This window comes from Micromonospora sp. NPDC003944 (assembly GCF_053605225.1).
This window is the reverse complement of sequence record NZ_JBSGIV010000001.1, coordinates 208,658-233,635: the sequence shown is the minus strand read 5'-3', so window position 1 is coordinate 233,635 and position 24,978 is coordinate 208,658. Positions and strand designations below refer to the sequence as shown.

At 70.8% G+C, this 24,978-nt stretch carries 21 protein-coding genes and 1 riboswitch; of the genes, 16 read left to right on the top strand and 5 right to left on the bottom strand.

All coding sequences use genetic code 11. The features are described from left to right. Window positions 1-36: 36 nt before the first annotated feature. Together ACWER9_RS01065 and gcvP are read left to right on the top strand one after the other, a co-directional pair. Complete coding sequence (locus ACWER9_RS01065; RefSeq protein ID WP_452299848.1) at window positions 37-879, top strand: NAD-dependent protein deacetylase; 843 nt, start codon at window positions 37-39, stop codon at window positions 877-879. A gap of 75 nt (window positions 880-954) precedes the next feature. After that, window positions 955-1,053: riboswitch (glycine riboswitch) on the top strand. A 73-nt stretch (window positions 1,054-1,126) separates the two neighbouring features. Next, window positions 1,127-3,949: an aminomethyl-transferring glycine dehydrogenase gene (gcvP, locus tag ACWER9_RS01060; protein ID WP_452299847.1), complete on the top strand. Its 2,823-nt coding sequence runs from the start codon at window positions 1,127-1,129 to the stop codon at window positions 3,947-3,949. 132 nt (window positions 3,950-4,081) lie between these two features. Here the strand turns inward: gcvP and ACWER9_RS01055 are convergent, their stop codons facing one another. Beyond that, window positions 4,082-4,282, bottom strand: a complete 201-nt coding sequence (locus tag ACWER9_RS01055; protein WP_007460326.1) for a DUF5999 family protein — start codon at window positions 4,280-4,282, stop codon at window positions 4,082-4,084. Between the two features lie 123 nt (window positions 4,283-4,405). Here ACWER9_RS01055 and ACWER9_RS01050 point away from each other — a divergent pair, with 123 nt between their 5' ends. Beyond that, window positions 4,406-5,614: a chorismate-binding protein gene (locus ACWER9_RS01050; RefSeq protein ID WP_452299846.1), complete on the top strand. Its 1,209-nt coding sequence runs from the start codon at window positions 4,406-4,408 to the stop codon at window positions 5,612-5,614. Between the two features lie 28 nt (window positions 5,615-5,642). Continuing rightward, window positions 5,643-6,152 (top strand): peptide deformylase, encoded by a 510-nt coding sequence (gene def, locus ACWER9_RS01045; protein WP_452299845.1) that lies wholly within the window; start codon window positions 5,643-5,645, stop codon window positions 6,150-6,152. Here def and ACWER9_RS01040 read toward each other — a convergent pair. After that, entirely contained in the window at window positions 6,149-6,910 is a 762-nt protein-coding gene (locus tag ACWER9_RS01040; RefSeq protein WP_452299844.1) for a sulfite exporter TauE/SafE family protein, read from the bottom strand. The genes def and ACWER9_RS01040 overlap by 4 nt on opposite strands. Before the next feature lie 193 nt (window positions 6,911-7,103). Here ACWER9_RS01040 and ACWER9_RS01035 point away from each other — a divergent pair, with 193 nt between their 5' ends. From ACWER9_RS01035 to ACWER9_RS01020, 4 genes are all read left to right on the top strand, one after another. After that, the gene (locus ACWER9_RS01035; protein ID WP_452299843.1) at window positions 7,104-7,883 is read left to right on the top strand and encodes an endonuclease/exonuclease/phosphatase family protein; all 780 of its coding nucleotides are present in this window, start codon (window positions 7,104-7,106) and stop codon (window positions 7,881-7,883) included. A gap of 78 nt (window positions 7,884-7,961) precedes the next feature. Beyond that, window positions 7,962-8,762, top strand: coding sequence for an alpha/beta hydrolase (locus ACWER9_RS01030; RefSeq protein WP_452299842.1), 801 nt, complete (start codon window positions 7,962-7,964; stop codon window positions 8,760-8,762). A gap of 165 nt (window positions 8,763-8,927) precedes the next feature. Beyond that, window positions 8,928-11,036, top strand: a complete 2,109-nt coding sequence (locus tag ACWER9_RS01025; protein ID WP_452299841.1) for a M14 family zinc carboxypeptidase — start codon at window positions 8,928-8,930, stop codon at window positions 11,034-11,036. A gap of 88 nt (window positions 11,037-11,124) precedes the next feature. After that, on the top strand, window positions 11,125-11,760 hold the full coding sequence (locus tag ACWER9_RS01020; RefSeq protein WP_452299840.1) for a fasciclin domain-containing protein: 636 nt from the start codon (window positions 11,125-11,127) through the stop codon (window positions 11,758-11,760). A 6-nt stretch (window positions 11,761-11,766) separates the two neighbouring features. Here ACWER9_RS01020 and ACWER9_RS01015 read toward each other — a convergent pair whose 3' ends face one another. After that, the gene (locus tag ACWER9_RS01015; protein WP_452299839.1) at window positions 11,767-12,756 is read right to left on the bottom strand and encodes a tyrosine-type recombinase/integrase; all 990 of its coding nucleotides are present in this window, start codon (window positions 12,754-12,756) and stop codon (window positions 11,767-11,769) included. A gap of 59 nt (window positions 12,757-12,815) precedes the next feature. Here ACWER9_RS01015 and ACWER9_RS01010 point away from each other — a divergent pair, with 59 nt between their 5' ends. From ACWER9_RS01010 to ACWER9_RS01000, 3 genes are all read left to right on the top strand, one after another. Next, a complete protein-coding gene (locus tag ACWER9_RS01010) occupies window positions 12,816-13,367 on the top strand; it encodes an AAA family ATPase (RefSeq protein ID WP_452299838.1) in 552 nt (183 codons plus the stop codon). Next, window positions 13,364-14,116, top strand: a complete 753-nt coding sequence (locus ACWER9_RS01005; protein WP_452299837.1) for a hypothetical protein — start codon at window positions 13,364-13,366, stop codon at window positions 14,114-14,116. The genes ACWER9_RS01010 and ACWER9_RS01005 overlap by 4 nt, the downstream gene beginning before the upstream one ends. Before the next feature lie 207 nt (window positions 14,117-14,323). Further along, window positions 14,324-17,587 carry an NACHT domain-containing protein gene (locus ACWER9_RS01000; protein WP_452299871.1) on the top strand — a complete coding sequence of 1,088 codons (3,264 nt, stop codon included), beginning with the start codon at window positions 14,324-14,326 and terminating at the stop codon, window positions 17,585-17,587. A gap of 232 nt (window positions 17,588-17,819) precedes the next feature. On the opposite strand, the gene ACWER9_RS00995 is transcribed toward ACWER9_RS01000, so the two are convergent. Further along, window positions 17,820-19,421 (bottom strand): beta-N-acetylhexosaminidase, encoded by a 1,602-nt coding sequence (locus tag ACWER9_RS00995; protein ID WP_452299836.1) that lies wholly within the window; start codon window positions 19,419-19,421, stop codon window positions 17,820-17,822. 210 nt (window positions 19,422-19,631) lie between these two features. On the opposite strand from ACWER9_RS00995, the gene zwf reads away from it, so the two are divergent. From zwf to ACWER9_RS00980, 3 genes are all read left to right on the top strand, one after another. Further along, window positions 19,632-21,011 (top strand): glucose-6-phosphate dehydrogenase, encoded by a 1,380-nt coding sequence (gene zwf / locus ACWER9_RS00990; RefSeq protein ID WP_452299835.1) that lies wholly within the window; start codon window positions 19,632-19,634, stop codon window positions 21,009-21,011. A gap of 188 nt (window positions 21,012-21,199) precedes the next feature. Continuing rightward, window positions 21,200-22,624, top strand: a complete 1,425-nt coding sequence (locus tag ACWER9_RS00985; protein ID WP_452299834.1) for an OFA family MFS transporter — start codon at window positions 21,200-21,202, stop codon at window positions 22,622-22,624. Then, window positions 22,621-22,746: an MFS transporter small subunit gene (locus ACWER9_RS00980; protein WP_452299833.1), complete on the top strand. Its 126-nt coding sequence runs from the start codon at window positions 22,621-22,623 to the stop codon at window positions 22,744-22,746. The genes ACWER9_RS00985 and ACWER9_RS00980 overlap by 4 nt, the downstream gene beginning before the upstream one ends. Before the next feature lie 33 nt (window positions 22,747-22,779). On the opposite strand, the gene ACWER9_RS00975 is transcribed toward ACWER9_RS00980, so the two are convergent. Further along, the gene (locus ACWER9_RS00975) at window positions 22,780-23,508 is read right to left on the bottom strand and encodes an SDR family NAD(P)-dependent oxidoreductase (RefSeq protein ID WP_452299832.1); all 729 of its coding nucleotides are present in this window, start codon (window positions 23,506-23,508) and stop codon (window positions 22,780-22,782) included. A 79-nt stretch (window positions 23,509-23,587) separates the two neighbouring features. Between ACWER9_RS00975 and ACWER9_RS00970 the strand changes: the two genes are divergently transcribed. Together ACWER9_RS00970 and ACWER9_RS00965 are read left to right on the top strand one after the other, a co-directional pair. After that, window positions 23,588-24,421, top strand: coding sequence for a patatin-like phospholipase family protein (locus ACWER9_RS00970; protein WP_452299831.1), 834 nt, complete (start codon window positions 23,588-23,590; stop codon window positions 24,419-24,421). 45 nt (window positions 24,422-24,466) lie between these two features. Continuing rightward, window positions 24,467-24,928 carry a peroxiredoxin gene (locus ACWER9_RS00965; protein ID WP_357350456.1) on the top strand — a complete coding sequence of 154 codons (462 nt, stop codon included), beginning with the start codon at window positions 24,467-24,469 and terminating at the stop codon, window positions 24,926-24,928. Window positions 24,929-24,978 lie beyond the last annotated feature (50 nt).

Sequence of the window (24,978 nt, the reverse complement as noted above, 5' to 3'; positions counted from 1 at the left end):
GCGTTAGCGGACGGGTTGAGGCAGCATGGAGAGGTGATGGAGAGTCTCGACGCGTTGGCCTCGCTGGTGGCCGGTGGTCAGGTGGTGGTGCTCAGCGGCGCCGGCCTGTCCACCGAGTCGGGTATTCCGGACTACCGGGGGCCCAGCGGGGTGGCGCGCCGGCACACGCCGATGACGTTCCAGGCGTTCACCCGTGATCCCCTGGCCCGGCGGCGCTACTGGGCGCGCAGTCACCTGGGGTGGCGGTTGATCGCGGGCGCGGCGCCCAACGCCGGGCACCGGGCGGTGGCCGGGCTGCAACACGCGGGGCTTGTCGACACCGTGATCACCCAGAACGTCGACGGTCTGCACGGCGCGGCCGGCAGCACGTCGGTGATCGAGTTGCACGGTCGCCTCGACGAGGTGACCTGCCTGGACTGCGGCAACCTGACTTCCCGGGAGGAGTTGGACCGGCGGCTGCGCGAGGCCAACCCGGACTTCGTGGCCCGCGCCGCCGCCGTCAACCCGGACGGTGATGTTGATCTCCCCGATGAGCAGGTGGCGGCGTTCCGGACGGTGGACTGCGGGATCTGCGGCACCGGGATGTTGAAACCGGACGTGGTGTTCTTCGGTGAGACGGTGCCGCCGCAGCGGGTGGCGCGGTGTTTCGCGGCCGTGGAGCAGGCTCGCGCGGTGCTGGTGCTGGGGTCGTCGTTGACGGTGATGTCGGGGCGTCGTTTCGTGATTCGGGCCGCTAAAAGGGGCATCCCGGTCGTGATCGTCAACCAGGGGCCGACCCGGGGTGACGGCCACGCCACCCTGTGCGTCGACGCCCCGTTGGGTGCGGTGCTGCCGCAGGTGGCCGCGCGGGTCGGCGCCGGGACACCGCTGGGGGTGTGACAGCCGGCCCCAGCCGGCGGCGGGGGTAGGACATCTGCCGGAAACACCAACGCTGGTAGCGTTGGGAACGCCGGTAACACCCACGTGGGAGAGACCGCCCGACAGCACGCAGGGCGGCGCCGAAGGGGCAAATCCTCCCCGGAACCTCTCAGGCAAAAGGACCTCGTGGGCAGGCACTGTGGAGCGCCCCTGCGGGTGCGACAGAGGGGGAGGCCGACACGTCGACCTCGCCCCGGGAGTGCCCCTGATGACCGTAGAGCAGTTCGCCACCCGCCACATCGGTCCCGGCCCCGACGACGAGCGTCGGATGTTGGAGGTCGTCGGGCACGACTCGATCGACGAGCTGATGGACGCCGCGATCCCCGAGGTGATCCGCTGGCACGGCACCCTCGACCTGCCCGACCCGGCCACCGAGGCCGAGACGATCGCCGAGCTGCGGGCCCTCGCGGCGCGCAACACCGTCGCCGTCTCCATGATCGGTCTGGGGTACCACGGCACGCACACCCCGGCGGTGATCCGCCGTAACGTCCTCGAGGACCCAGCCTGGTACACGGCGTACACGCCGTACCAGCCGGAGATCAGCCAGGGCCGCCTGGAGGCGCTGCTGAACTTCCAGACCATGGTCACCGACCTGACCGGGCTGGCCACCGCGAACGCCTCCATGCTCGACGAGGGCACCGCGGCGGCGGAGGCGATGACCCTCGCCCGCCGGGCCTCCAAGACCAAGAGCCCGGTGTACGTCGTCGACGCCGACGCCCTGCCGCAGACCATCGCGGTGATCACCAGCCGGGCCGTGCCGCTCGGCATCGACGTGCGGGTCCTCGACGTCGCGCGCGACGAGTTGCCGGCGGAGTTCTTCGGCCTGCACCTGCAGTACCCGGGGGCGTCGGGTGCGGTGCGCGACCACGCGGGTCTCGTCGAGGCGGCGCACGCCGTGGGTGCCCTGGTGACGGTCGCTGCGGACCTGTTGGCGTTGACGCTGCTGCGCGCCCCCGGGGAGATCGGCGCGGACATCGCCGCCGGCACCACCCAGCGGTTCGGCGTACCCATGGGCTTCGGTGGGCCGCACGCCGGTTACCTGGCGGTGCGCTCGGGCCTGGAGCGGATGCTGCCCGGGCGCCTCGTCGGGGTGTCGCGTGACGCGGCCGGCAACCCGGCCTACCGGTTGGCGTTGCAGACCCGTGAGCAGCACATCCGGCGGGAGAAGGCGACAAGCAACATCTGCACCGCGCAGGTGCTGCTCGCGGTGATGGCCGGCATGTACGCCGTCTACCACGGCCCCGACGGGCTGCGGGACATCGCGTCGCGTACCCATGACATGGCGGCGCGGCTCGCGGCCGGGCTGCGCGCCGGTGGCGTGGACGTCGCGGACGTCGCGTTCTTCGACACCGTCACCGCGTCGGTGCCGGGCCGGGCGGCGTCCGTCGTCGCGGCGGCCGCGCAGCGGGGCGTGAACCTGCGGCTTGTCGACGCCGACCGGGTCGGGGTGTCCTGCGACGAGACGACCACCCTCACGCACCTGACCCAGGTGTGGGAGGCCTTCGGCGTGCCGGCGTTCGACGGCGACGTGGACGCGGCCCTGCCGACCGGCCTGACCCGCAGCACCGACTTCCTCACCCACCCGGTGTTCCGCAGCCACCACTCGGAGACGGCGATGCTGCGCTACCTGCGGCGGCTGTCGGACTTCGACTACGCCCTGGACCGGGGCATGATCCCGCTCGGGTCGTGCACGATGAAGCTGAACGCGACCACCGAGATGGAGCCGGTCAGCTGGGCGGAGTTCGCGAACATCCACCCGTTCGCGCCGGACACGCAGACCGCCGGGTACCGGGAGATGATCGGTCAGCTGGAGTCGTGGCTGGCCGAGGTGACCGGCTACGACGCGGTCAGTGTGCAGCCCAACGCGGGTTCGCAGGGTGAGCTGGCCGGTCTGCTGGCGATCCGCTCCTACCACGCGTCGCGGGGGGAGTCGCACCGCGACGTGTGCCTGATCCCGTCGTCGGCGCACGGCACGAACGCGGCGTCGGCGGTGATGGCCGGCATGCGGGTCGTCGTGGTGGCCTGCGACGACGACGGCAACGTCGACCTCGTCGACCTGGACGCGAAGATCGACAAGCACCGGGACGCGCTCGCCGCGATCATGGTGACGTACCCGTCGACGCACGGCGTGTACGAGACCGGCATCGCGTCGCTGTGCGCGAAGGTCCACGACGCCGGCGGGCAGGTGTACGTCGACGGGGCGAACCTCAACGCCCTGGTCGGGTTCGCGAAGCCGGGCAAGTTCGGGGCGGACGTGTCGCACCTGAACCTGCACAAGACGTTCTGCATCCCGCACGGCGGCGGTGGCCCCGGTGTGGGTCCGGTGGCGGTGCGCGCGCACCTGGCGCCGTTCCTGCCCGGTGACCCGCTGGGCGCGCACGTCGACGCGACGCCGGCGATCTCGGCGGCGAAGTACGGGTCGGCGGGCATCCTGCCGATCCCGTGGGCGTACCTGCGGATGATGGGCGCCGAGGGGCTGACCCGGGCGACAGGTGTGGCGGTCCTCGCCGCGAACTACGTGGCGGCGAAACTGCGGGGGCACTTCCCGGTGCTGTACGCCGGTAACAAGGGCCTGGTGGCGCACGAGTGCATCCTCGACCTGCGGCCGTTGACGAAGGCGACCGGGGTGACGGTGGACGACGTGGCGAAGCGGCTGATCGACTACGGCTTCCACGCGCCGACGATGTCGTTCCCCGTCGCGGGGACGCTGATGGTGGAGCCGACCGAGAGCGAGGACCTGGCCGAGCTGGACCGGTTCTGCGACGCGATGATCGCGATCCGCGCGGAGATCGAGCAGGTCGCCTCGGGGCAGTGGCCGGCGGGGGACAACCCCCTGGCGAACGCGCCGCACACCGCGGCGATGGTCAGCGGTGACGAGTGGTCGCACCCGTACCCGCGCTCGGTGGGCGCGTACCCGGCCGGGGTGGACCGGGCCGGGAAGTACTGGCCTCCGGTGCGGCGCATCGACGGCGCGTACGGCGACCGGAACCTGGTCTGCTCGTGCCCGTCGCCGGAGGCGTTCGAAGACTGAGCTTGGCGACGGGCGTGCCGGGGCGGGCGGTTGCGAGCCGCCCCGGCAGCCGCTGCGACCTGGCGTGGCGTCCCTTACCGGGGGACGCGGCCAGGATCGAAAGGCGGCTAGTCGGTGACGCTGAGTGGTCGGTCAGGCCACGAGAGCGTGGCGGGCGGGGCCGCGGTGCGGTGCGATGCTGCTGCCGTCGGGGAGCAGCTCGCCGGTGTCCTCGAAGACGATGACACCATTGCAGAGCAGGCTCCAGCCCTGCTCACGGAAGCAAGCGAGCACTCGCGCGGCTTCCCGGTCGGTGGCTTCAGCGGAGGGGCAGGTCGGTTGGTGCTGGCACATCGGGTTCTCCGGACTGTGGGGGCACTGTGTCATGGTTCACATGACCAGTGACGCACAGTACCAAGCGAAAGTGTCCAGCATCGAGCAGGTGCCCGTCTGTCGCACCGGAAATCCACCTAACGGATGAGGAAGGTCGGACCATACGGCGTGGAAACGCTCCCACAGGTGGTGCCCGCGTTGATCGACGCGCCGGCGGCCCCGGCCGCGTGCCGAGGCGCCCGCACCGAACGCGCCCGCCTGCACTGGCACCGCGGTGACGGCGGTGACCCCGCCGCGCTCGCCGAGGAGTTCCTCGCCGCGCACGGCCTACCCCTGCACGACCTGTCCCGGCCCACACCCGCGCACCCGCACACCACCACCGGGGTCTGCGGGGCGGCGCTCTACCTGTCCGCCGCCGCCGGGGCGCTGCTGGCCGGCGCGCCCACCGGGGCACCCGAACCCGCGCCGAGGCTGCCCGACCTCGCCGTCGTCGTCTACGAACACGGCCCCACCCCGGCCCCCCGACCCACCGCAGCACGGCCGTGGTGGCTCGGTGAGTGGACCGAGAGCTGGACCCCCCAGCAGCACGCCGCCGCCGTCGACGCGGTCCGCGCCGCCATCGGCCGCGGCGACGTCTACCAGACCAACCTCGTCGGGCACGCCGCCGCCCCCTACAGCGGCGACCCGCTGCCCGCCCTGGCCCGCCTCGGCGCGCTGCCCGGCGCCCGCTACGGCGGCGTCCTCACCGGCGACGGTTGGGCCATCGGCTGCGCCTCCCCGGAAACCCTCGTCGAGGTCACCGACGGGCACCTGATCACCCGACCGATCAAGGGCACCCGCCCGGCCACCGCCACCGGCCGCACCGAACTGCTGACCAGCGCGAAGGAACGCGCCGAACACGTCATGATCGTCGACCTGGAACGCAACGACCTCGCCCGCGTCGCCCGCACCGGCACCGTCACCGTCGACGACCTGTTCACCGTCCGCCGCTGGTGCGACCTGTGGCAGGCCGAGTCGACAGTGCGCGCCGCCGCCGCCGACGGCCTCGGCCTCGCCGACCTGCTGCGCGCCACCTGCCCCGGCGGCTCGGTCACCGGGGCACCGAAACACGCCGCGCTGACCCAGATCAACGCCCTCGAACCCGTCGGCCGGGGCGCCAGCATGGGCGCGCTGGGCTGGGTCGCCCCGGGCCGCGTCGACCTCGGCCTGACCATCCGCACCGCCGCCGCCGACGGCCACCGCCTGCACACCTGGGCCGGCGGCGGCATCACCTGGGACAGCGACCCCGCCGCCGAGGTCGCCGAAGCCGCCGCGAAGGTCACCCCGATCCGCGCCACCCTGGCCGGCCGCTGAACCCGCCGCCGGCGATAAGCTGCCGGTCATGACCATGCGGCCCATCCGGATCATCGGCGACCCCGTCCTGCGCACCGAATGTGAAGCGGTCACCAGCTTCGACGCCGAGCTGCGCGCCCTCGTCACCGACCTGATGGACACCCTGCTCGGCGAGCCCGGCCGCGCCGGCGTCGCCGCGCCACAGATCGGCGTCAGCGCCCAGGTGTTCGTCTACGACGCCGACGGACACCGCGGTCACCTCATCAACCCCACCCTGGAACTGTCCGACGAACTCCAGGACGACGAGGAAGGCTGCCTGTCCATCCCCGGGCTGTACTTCCCGACCGTGCGGGCCCTGCACGCCACCGCCCACGGCGTCGACCAGAACGGCGAGCCGCTCACCATCGCTGGCAGCGGGTTCCTGGCCCGCGCCCTGCAACACGAGACCGACCACCTGGGCGGGCGGCTCTACGTCGACACCCTGCGCGGCGACACCCGCCGCCGCGCCCTGCGCGAGATCCGCGCAGGGCGCTTCGACTCACCCAGCCGCCGCAGCTAGGCCACCCACTGGTCGTGGCCGAGCTTCGCGACCAACGCCGCCACCACCACGAGCAGCACCACCCGGACGAACCCGGAGCCGCGCCGCAACGCCATCCGCGCCCCCAGCACCGCGCCGGCGATGTTGCACACCGCCATGCCCGCGCCCAGCAACCACCACACGTGCCCGGTCACCCCGAACACCACCAGCGCGCCCAGGTTCGTGCCCGCGTTGACGACCTTCGCCATCGCCGAACCGTGCACGAAGTCCGCCCCGACGACAGTCGTGAACGCCAACACCAGGAACGTCCCGGTACCCGGACCGATCAACCCGTCGTAGAGGGCGATGCCCACCCCGGCCACCGCGACCACCACGCCCACCCGCACCGGAGTCCGTCTCCGCGGCGCCGCCACCACCCCCATCCGGGGACGCAGCAACACGAACACCGCCACCGCCACCAACACCACCAGCACGACCGGCCGGTACGCCGACGCCGGCACCGCCCCGGCCAACGCCGCGCCCACCCCCGCACTGAGCACCGCCAACCCGGCCGCCGGCCCCGCCACCCGCCAGTCGACAGTCGTCCGCCGGGCGTACGTCACCGCCGCCGTGGACGTACCGAAGATCGCGGCCAACTTGTTCGTGCCCAGCGCGGTGGCCACCGGCACCCCCGGGGCGGCCACCAGCAACGCCGGCAGCAGCAACAACCCACCACCACCCACCACGGCATCGACCCACCCGGCCATCGCCGCGGCGGCCAGCAGAGTACTCAGCGTCATGGCGTCCACGGGCGGCAATTCTGCCCACCGGGGCGCTCCCCACCGGCACGCGAGTGGCCAGCCTCACCCGCTCACCGCCCCCGCGTACGCCGCAACCACACCCCCAACGCCCCGACCGCCACGAACACCAGCACCGAACACAGCAACACCTTCACCACCCGGCAACCATGCCACGGGGACGTAAGGTGCAGGAGTGCGCCTGGCCACCTTCAACATGCTGCACGGACGATCCCTCACCGACGGGCTCGTCGACCCCGCCCGACTCACCACCGCCATCGGCGCCCTCGACGCCGACGTACTCGCCCTGCAGGAGGTCGACCGCGACCAACACCGCAGCGGCAACCTCGACCTCACCGCCATCGCCGCCCGCGCCCTCGACGCACCGCACCACCGCTTCGCCGCCGCCGTCGTCGGCACCCCCGGCGAACAGTTCCGCCCACTGCGCCACGACGACGACGGCCACGGCGAACCCTGCTACGGCATCGGCCTGATCAGCCGACACCCCGTCCGCAGCTGGCAGGTCACCCGCCTCAAACCGGCACCCGTGCGCTCACCGGTCTACGTGCCCGGCCCCCGCGGCGGCCTCATCCTCCTGCACGACGAACCCCGCGTGGTCCTCGCCGCCGTCCTGGACACCCCACACGGCCCCCTCACCGTCGCCGCGACCCACCTGTCCTTCGTCCCCGGCTGGAACGCCCGCCAACTCCGCCAGACCATCCGCGCCCTACGCGCGCTCCCCGCCCCCCGCGTCCTGCTCGGCGACCTCAACCTGCCCGCCGGCGCGGCCCGCCTCATCTCCGGCTGGCACCCCCTGGGCCGCCGCCCCACCTACCCCTCCGGGCAGCCCCGCGTCCAACTCGACCACATCCTCGCCGACCGGCACGCCCTCGCCGACCTCCCACCGGTACGCGCCGTCACCGCACCACCATCCACCATCTCCGACCACCGCCCCCTGCTGGTCGACCTCGGCTGACAACCCGCCACCCCGAACAACCGCCAGGGTGTGCCACGAATGTCTAAGGTGGGCTCACCGACACCAACGGAGCTGACCGTGAGCGACACGCCAGACACGATCGTCCTCATCCACGGGTTCTGGGTCACCCCCCGAAGCTGGGAGAACTGGGTCACCCACTACCAGGCCAAGGGCTTCCAGGTACTCACCCCCACCTACCCCGGCCTGGACGGCGAGGTCGAGGCGATCAACGCCGACCCCAGCCCCCTGGAGACACTGACCGCGCCGCAGGTCATCGACCACCTCAGCGCGGTGGTGGCCGCGCTGCCCACGCCACCGATCATCATGGGCCACTCCGCCGGCGGGGCGTTCACCCAGGTGCTACTCGACCGGGGGTACGGCGCCAGCGCCGTCGCCCTCAACTCGGCACCCACCGAAGGCGTCAGGAACATCCCGTTCTCACAGCTGCGCTCCACCTTCCCGGTGCTGCGCAACCCCGCCAACCGGCACCGCGCCGTCGGCTTCACCTTCGAACAGTGGAACTACGCCTTCACCAACACCTTCGACGAGCAGGAGGCCCGCGCCCTGTACGAGCGCTACGCCATCCCCGCCGCCGGGGGCATCCTCTGGGACAGCGTCCTGGCCAACCTGCTGCCCGGCCCCCAGGACATCGCCGTCGACTACCACAACGACGGGCGCGCGCCGCTGCTGTTCATCTCCGGCTCCGAGGACCACATCATGCCGCCCAGCGTGCAACGCGCCAACGCCGCGCTCTACCGGGGCGACACCCTCACCGAGGTCACGCTCTACCACGGGTACGCACACCTGCTCCCCGCCCAGCAGGGCTGGCAGCGCATCGCCGACGACGCCCTCGACTGGGCCCTGCGCCACGCCCGCTGACCGGCCTGACACCGCCCCCAACCCCCTCCCTGAAGACCGCGTCGTACAAGGCGCGGCGGGGGAGCGGACCACCGAGCCGCAAGATTCCCTCAAGATCATTGCATCGGCGAACTCCGACGATCATGCTGGTCGATACGCGCCACGATCACCCTCGTCGGAGGCCACATGAGACGCCAGCGACCCACAGCCATCGCCGTGACAACCCTCATCGCCGTCACCCTCACCACCGCGCCCACCCCCGCCAACGCCCACCGCGCCGCCCCACCCGGGCAGGTCACCACCCTCACCGCCCACCAGGCCGACGGATACACCACCCTCGCCTGGCAACCCGTCGACGGCGCCACCGACTACCAGATCGAACGCACCCCCGTCGACGCCACCACCACCCCCACCGGCGCACCCACGATCGTCGGCATCTGGCGACCCAACCGCCAGATCAACCAACAGGCACCCACCTTCGCCGACGCCGGCTACAACCCCGGCGACACCTTCCAATGGCGAGTACGCGCCCGCACCGGCACCACCGAACAGCCCTACTCCGACCCGGTCACCGCCACCACCACCGCACCCTGGGGCAACCCCGACACCCCCGGCGAAGCCCTACGCACCCAATGGGAAACCACCCACGCCGCGCAGTACACAAGCGACACCGACGAGTACGCCTACACCGCCGCCATCGACACCCTCAGCGACCGCGTACGCGTCGTCGAACTCGGCCGCACCGTGCAGAACCGACCCATCAACATGCTCGTCATCGGCCACCCCACCCCACCGGCCACCCCCGCGGCCGTCGCCGCCACCGCACCCGTGGCCATCAACTGCAACGTGCACGGCAACGAACCCGGCGACCGCGAAGCCTGCCTCATCATGGCCCGCCAACTCGCCTTCAGCACCGACCCCCGCATCACCGACCTGCTCAGCCACACCACCGTCCTGATCGTCCCCACCATCAACGGAGACGGCCGCGCCAACAACACCCGCGGCAACTCCACCGGCCAGGACCTCAACCGCGACTACTCCCTGATCCGCCAACCCGAGACCACCGCGTACATCGAGATGGTCCGCGACTACCGACCCGTCGCCGGCTACGACGGCCACGAGTTCGGCAACTCCCGCGCCGGCGACCTGCCGATGCTCCCACCCCGACACCAGAACGTCGCCCAACCCATCTTCGACCAGTCCCAGGACATGATCGAAGGCCACATGTACGCCAAGGGCGCCGAAGCCGGCTGGTGGGCCTGCCCCTACGGCTGCGAAGGCGGCGGCAACGTCGGCCTCAGCGAGGAAACCATCCTGCGCAACACCCTCGGGCTCAAGAACGTCACCAACTCCCTGCTCGAACTGCGCAGCGCCGGCGGCCAGACCCGCCCCGACGAGGGCAACACCGCCAACAACCGACGCCGCAAGACGTACTCCGCCCTGTGGACGTTCCAGCAGTTCCTCGACTACCACCGCGCCGACCGCGCCGACATCCTGAAGGCCCGCAGCGACGCCATCGAAACCCAGGCCGCCAACACCGGCCGGCTCGTCTTCCGCGGCTCCCGCCCCATCCCCGCCCACCCGGCACCCCACCCCGGCGACAGCCCACCACCACTCGACGCGCCCCCCGCCGACCTGATCCTCGACAACCCGCCCTGCGCCTACAAACTCACCGACGCGCAGTACAACGGCGCCCGCACCGACGGACCCGGCGGCGTCGGCACCACCGTCGCCACGCGCATCGCCGCCCACGGCTGGAAGGTCATCACGATCGGCGACGACCACTACGTACCCCTCAACCAACCCGAACGCGGCCTCATCCCGCTGCTCCTCGACGCCACGGCCGTCGAGAAACTGACCGACGGCGAACGCGTCTACCCCACCCTCACCGGCCGCCGCAACGGACCCCTGGCCGTCACCGGCTTCACCTGCGCCGACGACGCCACCATCAACGGCCCGGTCACCGTCCGGGCCGGCGCGGCACTCGTCACCACCGCAACGACCATCGGCGGCCCACTCACCGCCACCGGCGCCGCCGGCGTCCTGCTCGCCGACAGCACCGTCAACGGCCCGGTCCGCATCACCACCACCACCGACGCGATCTCCATCATCGACGCCACCATCGCCGGGCCCGTCGACCTGTCCGCAAACGCCACCGGCACCGACACACCCGTGCTGGCCGGCACCACCATCCGCGGCCCCCTCACCTGCACCGGCAACAACCCCACCCCGCACAACCTCGGCATCGCCAACACCGTCCACGGCCCCCGCACCACCCAGTGCGCAACCCTGTGACAGACACCTGACGAACCGCCCCGCCGGCGGCGCGGGCCCCACGCCCGCGCCGCCGGCACCTCACCAACCCCACACCGTGGAGGCCGCCGTGTCGCACCCCCGCCGACGGACGCTCGGCCTGCTCCTACCCACGCTGCTGCTCACCGCCTGCACGGCCAACCCCGCGGCACCCCGCACCGACACCGCGCCACCGACCACCGCACCCCAGGTCACCGGGCCACTCTGCGCCGCACTGCCCACCGGCACCGACCCCGGCAACCCGAGCTACCTCGCCGGCCAACCCGTCGAGGCGGCGCTGCGCTGGATCCCCACCCTCACCACCTTCGAAGCGGCCCTCCGCACCAGCGGCGTCCTCACCGACCTGCCCGCCGGCACCGGCGTCACCGTCCTGGCGCCCTCCGACGACGCCTTCGCCGCCACGTTCTCCGAGGACAACTGGGACGACCTCATGACCCACCACACCGACCAGCTCCGCACCCTGCTGAAAGCCCACCTCATCACCGGAACCCACCCGATCGCCGACCTCACCACCGCCGGCACCGCCACCACCCTCGACGGCGTCACCGTCACCGTCACCCGCACCGGGCCCACCGCCCGCCTCGCCGACCGCGCCGACACCGTCTGCGCCGACTACCAGGCCACCAACGCCCGCATCCACATCATCAACGCCGTCCTCGGCCCACTACCCGTCACCGCCGACGGCACCGGCCACCGCGCACACTGACCCCACTCACCCCGGCGGCAACAGACCCGCCAACGCCCGGTTGGTCCGGTTGGCCCGCACCGCATCGCGCTGCTGACCGGCCGTCACCTCGATGTACGTCTGCGACGACGCCAACGACGCGTGCCCCAACAACCGCATGATCTCCGCCGCGCTCGCACCGTCCTCCGCCAACCGCGTCGCGAAGGTGTGCCGCAGCGCGTGCAACCGCGCACCACGCGGCACCCGGTCACCGATGCCCGCCCGCCGGTAACACGACTCGACGAGATACTGCAGGCCCCCACGGCGCAACGGCTCACCCCGCCGATCCACCAGAAACGCCGAGTCGGGGCGCACCGACCGGGACCCGAAGCGCCGCACCCGACTGTCCAGGTAGTCCCGCAGCACCCGGTCCAGGTCCGCCTCGATCGGCACCACCCGGGGTCGCCCGCCCTTTCCCGCCACCTCGACCCGCCGCTCACCTGGCCGACCGCCGAGCGAGTCGACCCGCAGCGCCAGCAGCTCCGACAGGCGCAGCCCGGCGCACAGCGCCACCGCCACCACCGCCACGTCCCGCTCTGGCCACGGGTCACGCTGCCGCCCGTCGTCCCGCGCGACGGACGCGAGCAGCACCTCGGGGGTGTCCGCGCCGCGCAGCGGCTTCGGCTGGGGGAGTAGCGCCCGAGGCCGACCGACCGCCGGCATCGGGTTGCCCGCCACGAACCCGTCAGCAACCAGGAACGTGAAGAAACTGTTCCAGGTGGACCAGGCCCGGTGCACCGACGCGGGAGCCCGGGGAGCGGCGAACCGGGCGAAGGCCGCCCGCATCACCCGGGGGGAGAGGTCGGTGATCGACAACGTGGCCAGGGGGAGGGGAGGGGCCTCACCGACCAGGGCCGCGACCGCGAGCAGATCCCTGCGGTACGCGGCCAGCGTGTGCGGGGAGGGCTTACGGGTCGCCCGCGCGGTCAGGAACTCCTCGATCAGCACTGTGAGCGATTCGTCCTGTTTGTCATGCATAAGGGATATTATGCAGCATTCTCGCGTTCCCCGGAAGGGGACCGGCAGAGGGGGAGAAGATGCCAGAACCCCGGCGATACGTCCTCACAGGAGCGCCCGGCGCCGGCAAGACAACAACCATCGAGGCCCTGCACCGCAGGGGACACCCCACCGTCCGAGAAGCCGCCACCGACCTCATCGCCGAAAGGCAGGCACAGGGGTACGCGGAACCGTGGCACCACAACGACTTCGTCGACACCGTCGCCACGCTGCAACACCACCGGCAGATCGGAACCGACGCCGGTCAGCCGGTCCAGTTCTACGACCGCTCGCCACTGTGCACCCTGGCACTGGCCCGTCACCTGGGCAGACCGATCGGCCCGGCGCTCACCGCCGAGGTGGACCGGATCATGCGCGAGCACACCTACCAACGTCTGGTGTTCCTGATCAGCCCACTGGGTTTCATTCGACACACCGCAGCGCGCCGGATCAGCTACGCCGACGCGCGGGCCTTCGCCCGCCTGCACCAGGAGGTGTACGAGGAGCACGGGCACCACCTCGTCGCCATACCGGCCGGACCGGTGCGGACACGGGTGGCCCTGATCGAGAAACACGTATCGTGCGGAACATGACGCCGCCCGCTGCCACCTGCCCCGAGTGTGGCCGACCCGGCGCACCCAGCGTGTACCGGGATTCGGGCGATCTCGTGGAACGGGTCTGTCCCGAGGGGCACCGCTGGCGGGCGACCGACCGATCCGGGTGGTCCCCGTCGGCGACACCCGGATCGGTCGCCGCACCCCACGACACCACGATCCGGAACGGCCCGGCCCGGGTCGACAGGGACGGGCGGCGCTGGCGGGTCGGCACGGCCAACGACGTCGCCTGGCTCGCCGGGCGTACCACGCAGGGCTTCTCGGTCACCGCCGCCATCCCGCCGGTGTTCGAGGCGTACGGCACGTTCCACCCGCCCGCCGACGTGGACCTCGACGCCCACGAACACGCCGTGATCGACGAACTGGCGGGGTGCACGCCCGATCAGCCCTGGTGGCTGGGTTTCCTCGAGACCGGTGCCCACGACGTGGTCTTCCCGCACGCCCGGCGGGTGTCGCTCTACTGGGGCTGGTCGTACGTGTTGGTCGAGGCCGGGCCGGAACAGGCCCTCACCTGGCGGACCGGTCACATGCGCGGCGACGGAGCGCTGCCCGACCTGTTCTTCCCGGCGGACCGTTCCTGGCTTGTCTCCGCCCTGTGGGACGACACCTGGACCGACATCGGCGCCAGCGCCACCGTTCTCACGGCCCTGCACCGCAACCCGCTTGTCAACGCGCGTCTCGTGGGGCCGGACGAGGACGCGTGTCCGCCGGGCCTGACGCGCGACTGACCCCTGTCGGCTCACCGCGCGAGGGGACCCTCCGATAAGGTCGACTTTACATAATGTGCATTATCGAATCGGTCGAGGAACGGCTGGACAGGGGACAGCCATGAATCTCTGTACGACGTAGCTTCATCAATGGTCGCTGTCTCGACACCCGGAGCCGGCGTTCCCAGTCAGACCTCACAGCAGACCAGGAGGACACGCGGCGTGGGGATGGTCGAGACAGCGTTGCTGCGCCTAGCCGGTTCAGTGGTGACACCGGCGGTGAAACGGTGGCTGGGCCGCCGCCGGGAAGAGCGAGAACGTGAGACGCCGCTCGTCGAGCTGATCGGCTCGGGAATCACCGACGACCTCGGCCTGCGCCGGGCGGGCCGGCGGTTGGACGACATCGTCGACACCGTCTACGAACGCCTGCAACCACTGGTTCGCCGCCGGGAGCCGGCGCTCCCCGACAACGAGATCGCCGCCGCGCTGAACGCGGTGGCCGACACGTTGCGCGACGCGGACCTGTCCGACGCCGCGGTGTTCGCCGACGACGTCGACCCCGCGCTGATGGCCACCCGACTGCGTCGGCAACTGCCCGACGTTTCCGCGCGGGCGGGCCTGAGCGAGGCGGCAACCCACCTGTACGGCAGGGTCCTCGACGAATGCTGCACCTGTCTGACCCAGTTGGTTGTGCAACTCCCCCCGTTCCAGGGCCGCGCCACTGTGCAGACCTTGGAACGGCTGTCCGCAGTGGCCGACAGTCTTACCGAGGTCCTGGCCCGGCTACCGGTTACCAGCTTGGACGCCCCGACCGGAACCAGTCACGACGCCCAGTTCCAGACCCGGTACCTGGCCCATCTGCTCACCGTGCTGGATCATCTGGAACTGTTCGGCGTCGACGTGCACCGCTACCGGCTGCGTACCCCGCTGAGCATCGCGTACATCAGCCTGGCCGTCACCGGCGGCACCACCCGTAGCCTGCGCCGCGGAGGGTTCCGCTGGGATCCCGGCCTGCTGCGCTCGGACGGCGGTGGTGACAGCGCTTCGGTGCGGGCCGAGCAGGCCCTTGGCGATGCGGCGCGGGTCCTGCTGCGTGGTGACGCCGGCTCCGGCAAGACCACTCTGATGCAGTGGATCGCGGTCACCGCGGCCCGACAGGGATTCACCGGGGAACTCGCCAGCTGGAACGGGCGTACCCCGTTCCTGATCCGGCTGCGTGACCACGTCGCCCAGCCGTTGCCTCCCCCGGAACGGTTCCTCGACCTGATCGCCGCCACGATCGCCGGGCTGATGCCTCCCGGCTGGGTGCATCGCCAACTCGGCCTTGGGGCGATCCTGTTGGTCGACGGCGTCGACGAGGTGCCCGAGGGCCAGCGGCGGACGGTCCGCGACTGGCTGCACGGGATCCTGTCGGCCTACCCCGACCTGCGGGTCGTGGTCACCTCCCGGCCGGCTGCGGCGTCGGCCCGCTGGCTGGACACCGAAGGGTTCACCTCGGTGTTTCTGGAGCGGATGGGGCCGGCCGACGTCAAGGCGCTGATCCGGCACTGGCACGAAGCCGTCCGGCGCGCCGCCGACCTGCCCTGCGAACCCCATCTGCTGCCCGGCTACGAACAGCGGCTGCTCGCCCAACTCGACGGCAGCGCCCACCTGCAGAACCTCGCCGGCAGCCCGCTGCTCTGCGCGATGCTGTGCGCGCTCAACCTGGACCGGGACAGCAACCTGCCCCGCAACCGGATGGACATCTACCAGGCCGCCATCGACATGCTGCTGCATCGCCGCGACTCCCAGCGCGGCGTCCCCACCGCACTGCCGGAACTGACCAGCCGCGACCAGGCGCAGCTCTTGCAGGAGGTCGCCTGGTGGATGACCCAGAACAGCCGCACCGAACTCACCCGCGCCGAAGCGACACAGCGCTTCGACCACCGGCTGGCTGGGATCCGGCACATCACTGCCCCCGTCGCCGCCGTCCTCGACCACATGATCCAACGCAGCGGCGTGCTGCGTGAGCCGGTGCCCGACCGCATCGATTTCGTCCACCGCACCTTTCAGGAATACCTGGCTGCCCGGGAGGCCGCCGACCAGGGACACACTGGTGCCCTCCTTGAGCACGCCCATCTCGACACCTGGCGCGAGACCATCATTCTGGCCGCCGGTCACGCCAACGCGCCGGTCCGCAGGCAGCTCCTCGCCGGCTTGCTCACGCTCGCCGACGAGCGACCGAAGCAGGCCCGCAGGTTGCGGCTGCTCGCCGCGGCGTGCCTGGAGACCGCGCCAGCGGTCGAGCCGGAAGTCCTCGGTCGGATCCGTTCCCACCTGCGCGAGCTGCTGCCCCGGTCCGTCGCCGAGGCCCGGTCCCTGGCGGCCGTCGGAGAACCGCTGCTCGCCGAACTGCCGGCGGATCTCAGCACGTTGAGTGAGGCCCAGGCCGCCGCCACGGTGAGGGCTGTGGCGCTGGTCAATGGCCCCGATGCGCTCGCCACCCTCGCCCGCTACGGCACCGACCCGCGCCCTCGTGTCCAGCAGCAGCTCATCACGGCGTGGGAGTATTTCGACCCCATCGACTATGCCGACCGGGTCCTTGCTGACGCACCTCTTGAGGGTGGCGAGGTGACGATCCGCAGCGCAGCCCTGCTCCCTGCGCTGCCCCGGCTACGTCACCTCGCCAAGACGGTCATCCGCAGCGACCAGAAGTTGGACCTGGCCCAACTGTCGGACGTGCCGCATCTGACCGGCGTTAATCTGATGGCTAAGGGGTTCGATGGCGACCTTGCGTATCTGGCCAAGAACCGCGAGCTGTCCCATATTTGGCTCGACGCCAATCAGCGACGGGTGAACCTTCACGCGCTGCAGAGTATGTCCAACCTTGCCCACCTGTTCTTTTGGGGCCTTGCACCCGACCAAGACCTCACCGCTGTCACCGAGATGAAGCAGCTCGAATGGCTCACCCTGAATGGAGTAGAGGTCCGTGAAAATCTCGTCGCTAAGCTTGGGGCGCTGAAATACTTGCATGTCAGCCCAGTCTTATCATGGAATCCGAGCATGCTCGATCCTCTGCAGAACCTGACGCAGTTGGCACTTTGGGGAAGCGGAGGGCCCGCCGGGGGGATCCACGCGCTGGCGGAAAAGATTCGCCAACTGAATCAGGTCACGTACCTGGCGTTAGGCAACTGCACGTGGCTGACTGACTTGGCCCCACTAGCCTCGATCGACACGCTGAGCGAGCTTGCGATTGAAGGGACGTCCGTCACCGACCTGGGCCCTCTGGCCGAGCTACCCCACCTTAGTTGGCTGGATATCGGCAACGAACACGTGATCGATCTCACTCCGCTTGTCGGACTGGCGAAGCTCAAGGATCTTTGGATCATGAAGTCGGCGCCAGGTATCGACTTGAGTCCATTGAGTGGAAAGCGCATGACCGTACACCTCGCGCGAAGTGTCAAGCTTGCCGACATCCCGCGCCCGGAATGTGTACGCATCAAACGCTTCTAACACACCGCGTTCGTTCGAGCTTCATGGCGAGGCTCTTGCCTTCGCTGCGGCTCTGCGACGAAGGCTCTCGACGGAGCTGGCAGTCATGCGAGCGGCGCCTTAACGATTGCAATAGTGCCGCACGATCGTACTGCGGGTAGTGCTCGGCCCGGCCATCACGCAGCGTGTGCGGTCGGCCAACAGAACCGGCCGACGCGGCTGGTGCCCCCAGAACAGCGGGCAGGGGTACGGGTCAGAGCCAGGGCACCTGCGGGGACGGGTAGAAGTCGACCTCTTGCAGTCGCCAGCGGGGTGCCTGCTCCCCCAGCCGGGTGCGGAAGGACTCCCAGTTGTGGCTGGCGGTCGTGGACCAGCCGAGTTCGGCGATGGCGGGCAGGCGTGGGAAGGCCATGTGTTCGATGTCGTCGAGGGTGCGCAGCGTCTCGGACCACAGTGGGGCTTCGACGCCGAGGATGGCGTCCTCGCCGATGCCGGTGACCCGGGTGGCGGGGTCCCAGCCGTAGGCGTCGGACACCTCGATCAGGCCGGCCCAGCGTAGGCCGAGGCGGGTGTTGGCGTCGTACTTCATGTCGAGGTAGGCCTTGTTCGCCGGTGACATGACGACTTTGGTGCCGCGGGCGGCGGCCGCGACGAGGCTGGCGTTCGTGGTGCCGGTGCCCCAGAACTGGGCGACGTGCTCGGTGGTGGTGTCGGCCTGGGTGATCTCGTTCCAGCCGTAGGCGCGTTTGCCGTACTTCGCGACCAGGGGTAGGACGCGGTTCATGAAGGTGCGGTAGTCCTCGTCGGTGGTGGCGTGGGCTTCGTCGCCGCCGATGTGCAGGAATGGTCCGGGTGTGATGGCGGCGAGTTCGCGGATGACGTCCTCGACGAAGCGGTAGGTGAGTTCGTCGTTGATGCAGAGGGAGCTGTAGCCGACGGTGATGTCGGTGCGTGGGGGTGGTGCGACGCCGTCGCAGTTGAGTTCGGGGTACGTCGACTGGGCGGCGTTGGTGTGGCCGGGCATGTCGATCTCGGGGATGATCGTGATCTGTCGGGCGGCGGCGTAGGCGACGACTGCCTGGTAGTCGGCCTTGGTGAGGTATCCGGGGCCGACGCCGTCGACTCCGGTGCCGGGTCCTCCGCCGACGGTGGTGAGGCGGGGCCAGGAGTCGATCTGGATGCGCCAGCCCTGGTCGTCGGTGAGGTGCAGGTGTAGGTAGTTGATTTTGTACTGGCTGAGCAGGTCCACGTAGGCGGTGATCTCGTCGACGGTGTGGAAGTGCCGGGCGAGGTCGAGCATCGCGCCGCGGTAGGCGAAGCGCGGGTAGTCGACGATGCGTCCGCCGGGGACGGTCCAGGTGGTCCGCTGCCGGTTGGGTGCCTCGATCTCGGCGGGGAGGAGTTGGCGCAGGGTCTGGGTGCCGGCGAACAGTCCGGCGGGGGTGTTGGCCCGGATCGTCACGCCGCGGCGGGTGACGTCGAGTTGGTAGCCCTGTTGGCCGATGCGGTTGTCGGCGCCGCCGATGAGTAGGGCGATCTCGGGTAGCGGGGTGGAGCGTGCGGGGACGACGGGCAGGGGGTGGCCGGTGGCGGGGCGCAGTGTGGTGGCGAGTTGGTTGCCGATGTGCCGGGCGGCGGTTGAGCCTGGGGTGGTGCGGATGACGGTCAGGGGGGTGATCCGGAACGCGTTGTGCGTGTCGGGTCGGGTTTCGACGGGTGCGGGGATGACGTCGGTGAGGTGCCGGGTTGGTGTGGTGGGTGCGGCGGTGGCGGGGGTTGCCGTGGCGGGCAGGGTGAGTGGTAGGGCGAGTGCGGCTATGGCGAGTAGCCGTGTGGTGGGGTGTCGGCGGCGCACGGTACCTCCAGGCCTCGTCATGATCGACGCTTGTCGATCTGATTCGCAGGTTACCGGCGCCCTGCCCGTACTGTAAACCTTCCTTAAGGTAAGGGCGTGTCGAGGCGGCGTTGTCGCCGACCTCACGTGTGTCGCTCGCGGGGAATGGCGGAGCAGGTCGTGCCGTTCTCCGTTCGGAAGATCAGATCCAGATGATCGAATGGAAGTGCCATGCACATGCGGTCAGACGCGGTAGTGCTGTTCGGCGTCACGGGAGACCTCGTCTCGAAGAAGCTGTTTCCGGCGCTGTACGAGTTGACGCGGCGCGACCGTCTCGACGTCCCGGTGATCGGTGTGGCCCGCACTGCCTGGGATGACCAGCAACTGGTCACCATGGCGCGCAAGTCGGTCACCGAGGCGCACGACGCGGTCGACGACGAGACCTTCGATCGGCTGGCGGACAACCTGTCGATGATCTCCGGCAACTACGCGGACCCGACGACGTACCAGCGGCTTGCCGAGCGGCTGCGCGACGCCGAACGGCCGGTCTTCTATCTGGCGATCCCTCCGGCGGTGTTCGGCTCCGTCGTGGAGGGCCTGGCGGCCGTGGGTCTGGCCGACCGGGGTCGGGTGATCGTGGAGAAGCCGTTCGGGCGTGACCTGGAGTCTTCCCGTGAGCTGGACCGCACGCTCGGCGCGGCCTTCGCGCCGGAGCGCGTGTTCCGCATCGACCACTACCTCGGCAAGGAGGCCGTCGAGGGTCTCTACGCCTTCCGGTTCGCCAACCGGTTGTTCGAGCCGCTGTGGAACAACGAGCACGTCGACAACATCCAGGTGACCCTCGCCGAGGGTTTCGGCACGCAGGGCCGCGCCGGGTTCTACGACACGGTGGGCGCGACCCGCGACGTGCTGCAGAACCACATCCTGCAGGTCGTCGCGCTCCTGGCGATGGAGGCGCCGGCCAGCGAGGACACCGCGGCGTTCCGGGAGGCGGAGGCCGCGGTGCTGCGGCAGGTCGCGCCGCTGTCGCCGGAGTCCACCGTCCGCGGGCAGTACGCTGGCTACCGCGACGAGCCGGGCGTGGCGGCGGGCTCGAACACGGAGACGTTCGTGGCGACCCGGTTGACCGTCGACTCCCCCCGCTGGGCGGGTGTGCCGTTCTACCTGCGGACCGGTAAGTCCCTGCCGGGCACGGCGACCGAGGTGGTGGTCGAGTTCAAGCAGCCGCGGCGTGCGTTGATCCCGGCCGAGCGGGGCACCGCGACCGCCGCGAACCTGCTGCGGTTCCGCCTGGGGCGTGGTGACGGCATCACCCTGTCGATCCAGGCGAAGAGCCCTGGTGCCGAGGTGGCGAGCCGTCCGGTGGACCTGTCGGTCGACTTCGGGGCCGCGCTGGGGCGCCGGCAGGAGGCGTACGAGCGGTTGCTCGACGATGCGATGGACGGGCAGCACCTGCGTTTCGCGCGGGCCGAGACGATCGAGCAGGAGTGGCGCATCGTCGAGCCGATCCTTGATCTGCCGGCGGCGGTGCAGTCGTACGAGAAGGGCAGTTGGGGTCCGGCGGACGCCGACGCGTTGGCCGGCGGGTGGCACACCCCGGACCTGCGCTAGCGGGCCAGACCCGCGTGATCGACTCGGTCGCGTCCCTCGTCTTCGGGGCGCGGGGTCGATCACGGCGGGCTGAGTGACCGCTCAGCTCAGCGGAGCGACCGTCCGGCGCTGGTGAGGTTTGCCGTTTACGAGTGGTGTGGGCACGTTGTCTGCGACGTTTCTCGTCCTCGTCGGAGAGGAAGCAGCGCATGCTTTCCGCACTCGATCGTCGGCACACCGTCGCGCCACCCGGCTACAGCCGGTGGCTCATCCCCCCGGCGGCGTTGGCCATCCACCTCTGCATCGGTCAGGTCTATGCGACAAGTGTCTACAAGAACTCCCTGATCGCCCACTTCGACACCAGTCAGACAGCGATCGGGGTGATCTTCAGCATCGCGATCGTGATGCTCGGGTTGTCCGCCGCGGTGGCCGGGACCTGGGTGGAGGCGAACGGGCCGCGCAAGGCCATGTTCGTGTCGGCCTGTTTCTGGGCGGCGGGTTTCCTGGTGGGCTCGCTGGGCATCGCCACGAAGCAGCTGTGGCTGCTGTATCTGGGGTACGGGTTGCTCGGCGGCATCGGGCTGGGCATCGGGTACATCTCCCCCGTCTCCACGTTGATCAAGTGGTTCCCGGACCGGCCGGGGCTGGCCACCGGGTTGGCGATCATGGGGTTCGGTGGTGGGGCGATGGTCGCCTCTCCCCTGTCGCGGCAGCTGTTGTCGTTCTACGACGCGGGCTACGACCCGGCCAACGCCGGGTCGACGGCGTCGGGCAACGCCCTGGTGTGGCTGTTCGTGACGCTGGGCCTGGGCTACTTCGTGATCATGATGTTCGGGGTGGCGAACGTGCGGGTGCCGGCGCAGGACTGGCGGCCGGCCGGCTTCGACCCGGCAAGCGTGGCCGCGAAGCCGCTTGTCACCACGGCGAACGTGTCGGCGGCCAACGCGGTGAAGACCCGCTCGTTCTGGCTGCTGTGGGTGGTGCTGTTCTGCAACGTGACCGCCGGCATCGGCATCCTGGAACAGGCCAGCCCGATGATCCAGGACTTCTTCCGCGACAACGGCACCTCGGCGGTGACCGTCGCGGCGGCCGGCGGGTTCGTGGGTCTGCTGTCGCTGTTCAACATGGCCGGGCGGTTCGTGTGGTCGTCCACCTCGGACGTCATCGGCCGCAAACCGATCTACCTGGTGTATCTGGGTGTCGGCATGGTGCTGTACGCGTTGCTGGCGCTGGTCGGGCAGACCTCGACGGCCCTGTTCGTGCTCCTGGCCTGCGTGATCCTGTCGTTCTACGGCGGCGGGTTCGCGACGGTGCCGGCGTACCTGCGGGACCTGTTCGGCACCTTCCAGGTCGGCGCGATCCACGGTCGGCTGCTGACCGCCTGGTCGGCGGCGGGCATCGCGGGTCCGTTGATCGTCAACGGGTTCCTCGACGCGCAGGGTGAGCCGGGCTCGCTGACCGCCGCGGCGTACCGCCCGGCGCTGTTCACGATGGTGGGTGTGCTGGCGGTGGGCTTCGTGGCGAACCTGCTGGTGCGGCCGGTGCCGCAGCGCTACCACGAACCAGCGGCGGAACAGACCGTGGAACAGACCGTGGACGAGGACACGACGGCGCAGAGGAGTGGCACGCGATGAGTGAGGACAGCCGTTCCGGGCAGCAGGCCCGGTTGTGGATCTCCTGGTTGGTGGTGGCGGCGCTGCTCGGCTACGGGGTGGCGCAGACGGTCATCACGGCGGCGAAGCTGTTCACCCACTGAGAGTGTGAGCCGGGGCGCGCGGCGCGCCCCGGCTCACAGACCGCCGGAGACACGTAGCACGGTGCCGGTGGCGTAGGAGGCGTCCGGGCCGAGCAGCCAGGCGATGGCGGCGGCGATCTCGTCGGGTTCGCCGGCGCGACCCAGCGGGATGCGGCCGACGGCGGAGTCGGCGCGGTCGGGCACCCCGGAGTCGGCGTGGATGTCGGTGCGCACGATGCCGGGGGCGACGGCGTTGACCCGGATGCCCTTGCCGGCGAGTTCCTTGGCCAGGCCGACGGTGAGGGTGTCGGTGGCGGCCTTCACGGCGGCGTAGTGCACGTACTCCCCCGGGCTGCCGAGGGTCGCGGCCGCCGACGAGACGTTGACGATCGCCCCGCCGTCGGTGAGCCGCCGGGCGGCCTGCTGGGCGCAGAGGACGTAGCCGACGAGGTTGACGTCGACGACCCGGCGCAGGTCCTCGACGCGCAGCTCGGTGAAGGGCCCGATGAGGCTGGTGACGCCGGCGTTGTTGACCAGCCCGGTGAGCGGGCCGAGCTGGGCGGCGGCGTCGAACAGGTCGCGTACCTGCTCGGGGTCGGTGGTGTCGGCGCGTACCGCGATGGCCTGTGCGCCGGCGGCCCGCAGGTCGGCCAGGACGCCGGTGGCGGCGGCCTCGTCGCGGCGGTAGCACAGGGCGACGTGGTGACCGGAGGCGGCGAGCCGGCGGGCGGTGGCGGCGCCGATGCCCCGGCCGCCGCCGGTGATGACGGTGACGGGTGCCACGGTGCCTCCCAGATTCTGCGCAAGGGCCCTGTCGACGCTACCGTGACCGGCGCCGGTCGGTCGTCGAGAGGAGGGTCACATGCAGCGGGCGTTGGTGCTCGGCGGTGGCGGGGTGACCGGGGTGGCCTGGGAGTTGGGGTTGCTGGCCGGGTTGGTCGAGCGGGGCGTCGCGGTCACCGAGGCGGACCTGGTCGTGGGCACGTCGGCGGGCTCGGTCGTCGGCGCGCGGGTGTGCTCCGGGTTGCCCGTCGAGCGGCTCTACGCCGAGCAGGTGGCGCCGCCGTCGAGTGAGCGGGCGGCACGGTTGGGTTTCGTGGCGCTGGCGCGGCTGGTCTGGGCCGGTGGTCGTACCCGCGACGCGGTGCGGTCACGGGCGCGGATCGGGGCGATGGCGGTGGCGGCGCGTACCCAGTCGGAAGCGTCGCGACGGGCGGTGATCGAGGCCGGTCTGCCGGGCCGGGAGTGGCCGGCGCGGCGGCTGCTGGTCACGGCGGTGGATGCGGCGTCCGGGGAGTTCGTGGTGTTCGACAGCGACAGCGGGGTGTCCCTGGTGGACGCGGTGGGCGCGAGTTGCGCGGTGCCCGGGGTGTGGCCGCCGGTGACGATCGGCGCGCGCCGTTTCGTCGACGGTGGGATGCGCTCGACGGTGAACGCCGACCTGGCGGCGGGCGCGCGCCAGGTGCTGGTGCTCGCGCCGACGTCGGCGGCGTTCGGGCCGATGCCGCGGCTGTCGGCGCAGGTGCAGGCGTTGCGGGAGGCCGGGTCGCGGGTGGTGGTGGTGACACCGGACGCGGCGGCGCGCACGGCGATCGGCCGTAACGTGCTGGACCCGGCGCGGCGGGCGGGTGCGGCCCGAGCCGGGCGGGCCCAGGCCGATGGGGTGGCCGACGAGGTGGCGGCGCTCTGGGCGTGATCCCTTACGCTCACCGCGCGGTCGATTCGACGACGGAGGTGCGCGGTGGCGGGTGTGGGTGTCGGTGACGTGGTGCAGGACTTCGAGCTGCCGGATGAGACGGGCACACCGCGGCGGCTGTCGGAGTTCCTGGCGGCCGGGCCGGTGGTGCTGTTCTTCTACCCGGCGGCGATGACCCGTGGGTGCACCGCGGAGAGCTGCCACTTCCGTGACCTCGCGGCGGAGTTCACGGCGCTTGGCGCGTCGCGGGTGGGCATCAGCCGGGACCCGGTGGCGAAGCAGGCCGAGTTCTCCAAGCTGCACGGCTTCGACTATCCGCTGCTGTCGGACGCCGACGGCGTGGTGGCGCAGCAGTTCGGGGTCAAGCGGCGGGTGCCGTTGGGGCCGTTGAGCATGAAGCGGATGACCTTTGTGATCGGTGTCGACCGGCGGGTCGTCGAGGTGATTCACAGCGAGGTCAGCATGAACGACCACGCGGACCGGGCGCTGCGGGCCCTGGGCGGCTGAGGGTGGTGTCGCAGCGGGCTGGTATCAAGACAGCAATCAAACAGGTGTAC

Coding starts and splice junctions, on each gene's coding strand:
- ACWER9_RS01010 (WP_452299838.1), top strand. CDS start 12,816: ATGCCAGAACCCCGGCGATACGTCCTCACAGGAGCGCCCGGCGCCGGC.
- gcvP (WP_452299847.1), top strand. CDS start 1,127: ATGACCGTAGAGCAGTTCGCCACCCGCCACATCGGTCCCGGCCCCGAC.
- ACWER9_RS00970 (WP_452299831.1), top strand. CDS start 23,588: ATGCAGCGGGCGTTGGTGCTCGGCGGTGGCGGGGTGACCGGGGTGGCC.
- def (WP_452299845.1), top strand. CDS start 5,643: ATGACCATGCGGCCCATCCGGATCATCGGCGACCCCGTCCTGCGCACC.
- ACWER9_RS01000 (WP_452299871.1), top strand. CDS start 14,324: ATGGTCGAGACAGCGTTGCTGCGCCTAGCCGGTTCAGTGGTGACACCG.
- ACWER9_RS00980 (WP_452299833.1), top strand. CDS start 22,621: ATGAGTGAGGACAGCCGTTCCGGGCAGCAGGCCCGGTTGTGGATCTCC.
- ACWER9_RS01065 (WP_452299848.1), top strand. CDS start 37: ATGGAGAGTCTCGACGCGTTGGCCTCGCTGGTGGCCGGTGGTCAGGTG.
- ACWER9_RS01040 (WP_452299844.1), bottom strand. CDS start 6,910: ATGACGCTGAGTACTCTGCTGGCCGCCGCGGCGATGGCCGGGTGGGTC.
- ACWER9_RS01015 (WP_452299839.1), bottom strand. CDS start 12,756: ATGCATGACAAACAGGACGAATCGCTCACAGTGCTGATCGAGGAGTTC.
- ACWER9_RS01055 (WP_007460326.1), bottom strand. CDS start 4,282: ATGTGCCAGCACCAACCGACCTGCCCCTCCGCTGAAGCCACCGACCGG.
- ACWER9_RS01005 (WP_452299837.1), top strand. CDS start 13,364: ATGACGCCGCCCGCTGCCACCTGCCCCGAGTGTGGCCGACCCGGCGCA.
- zwf (WP_452299835.1), top strand. CDS start 19,632: ATGCACATGCGGTCAGACGCGGTAGTGCTGTTCGGCGTCACGGGAGAC.
- ACWER9_RS01025 (WP_452299841.1), top strand. CDS start 8,928: ATGAGACGCCAGCGACCCACAGCCATCGCCGTGACAACCCTCATCGCC.
- ACWER9_RS01050 (WP_452299846.1), top strand. CDS start 4,406: ATGAGGAAGGTCGGACCATACGGCGTGGAAACGCTCCCACAGGTGGTG.
- ACWER9_RS00985 (WP_452299834.1), top strand. CDS start 21,200: ATGCTTTCCGCACTCGATCGTCGGCACACCGTCGCGCCACCCGGCTAC.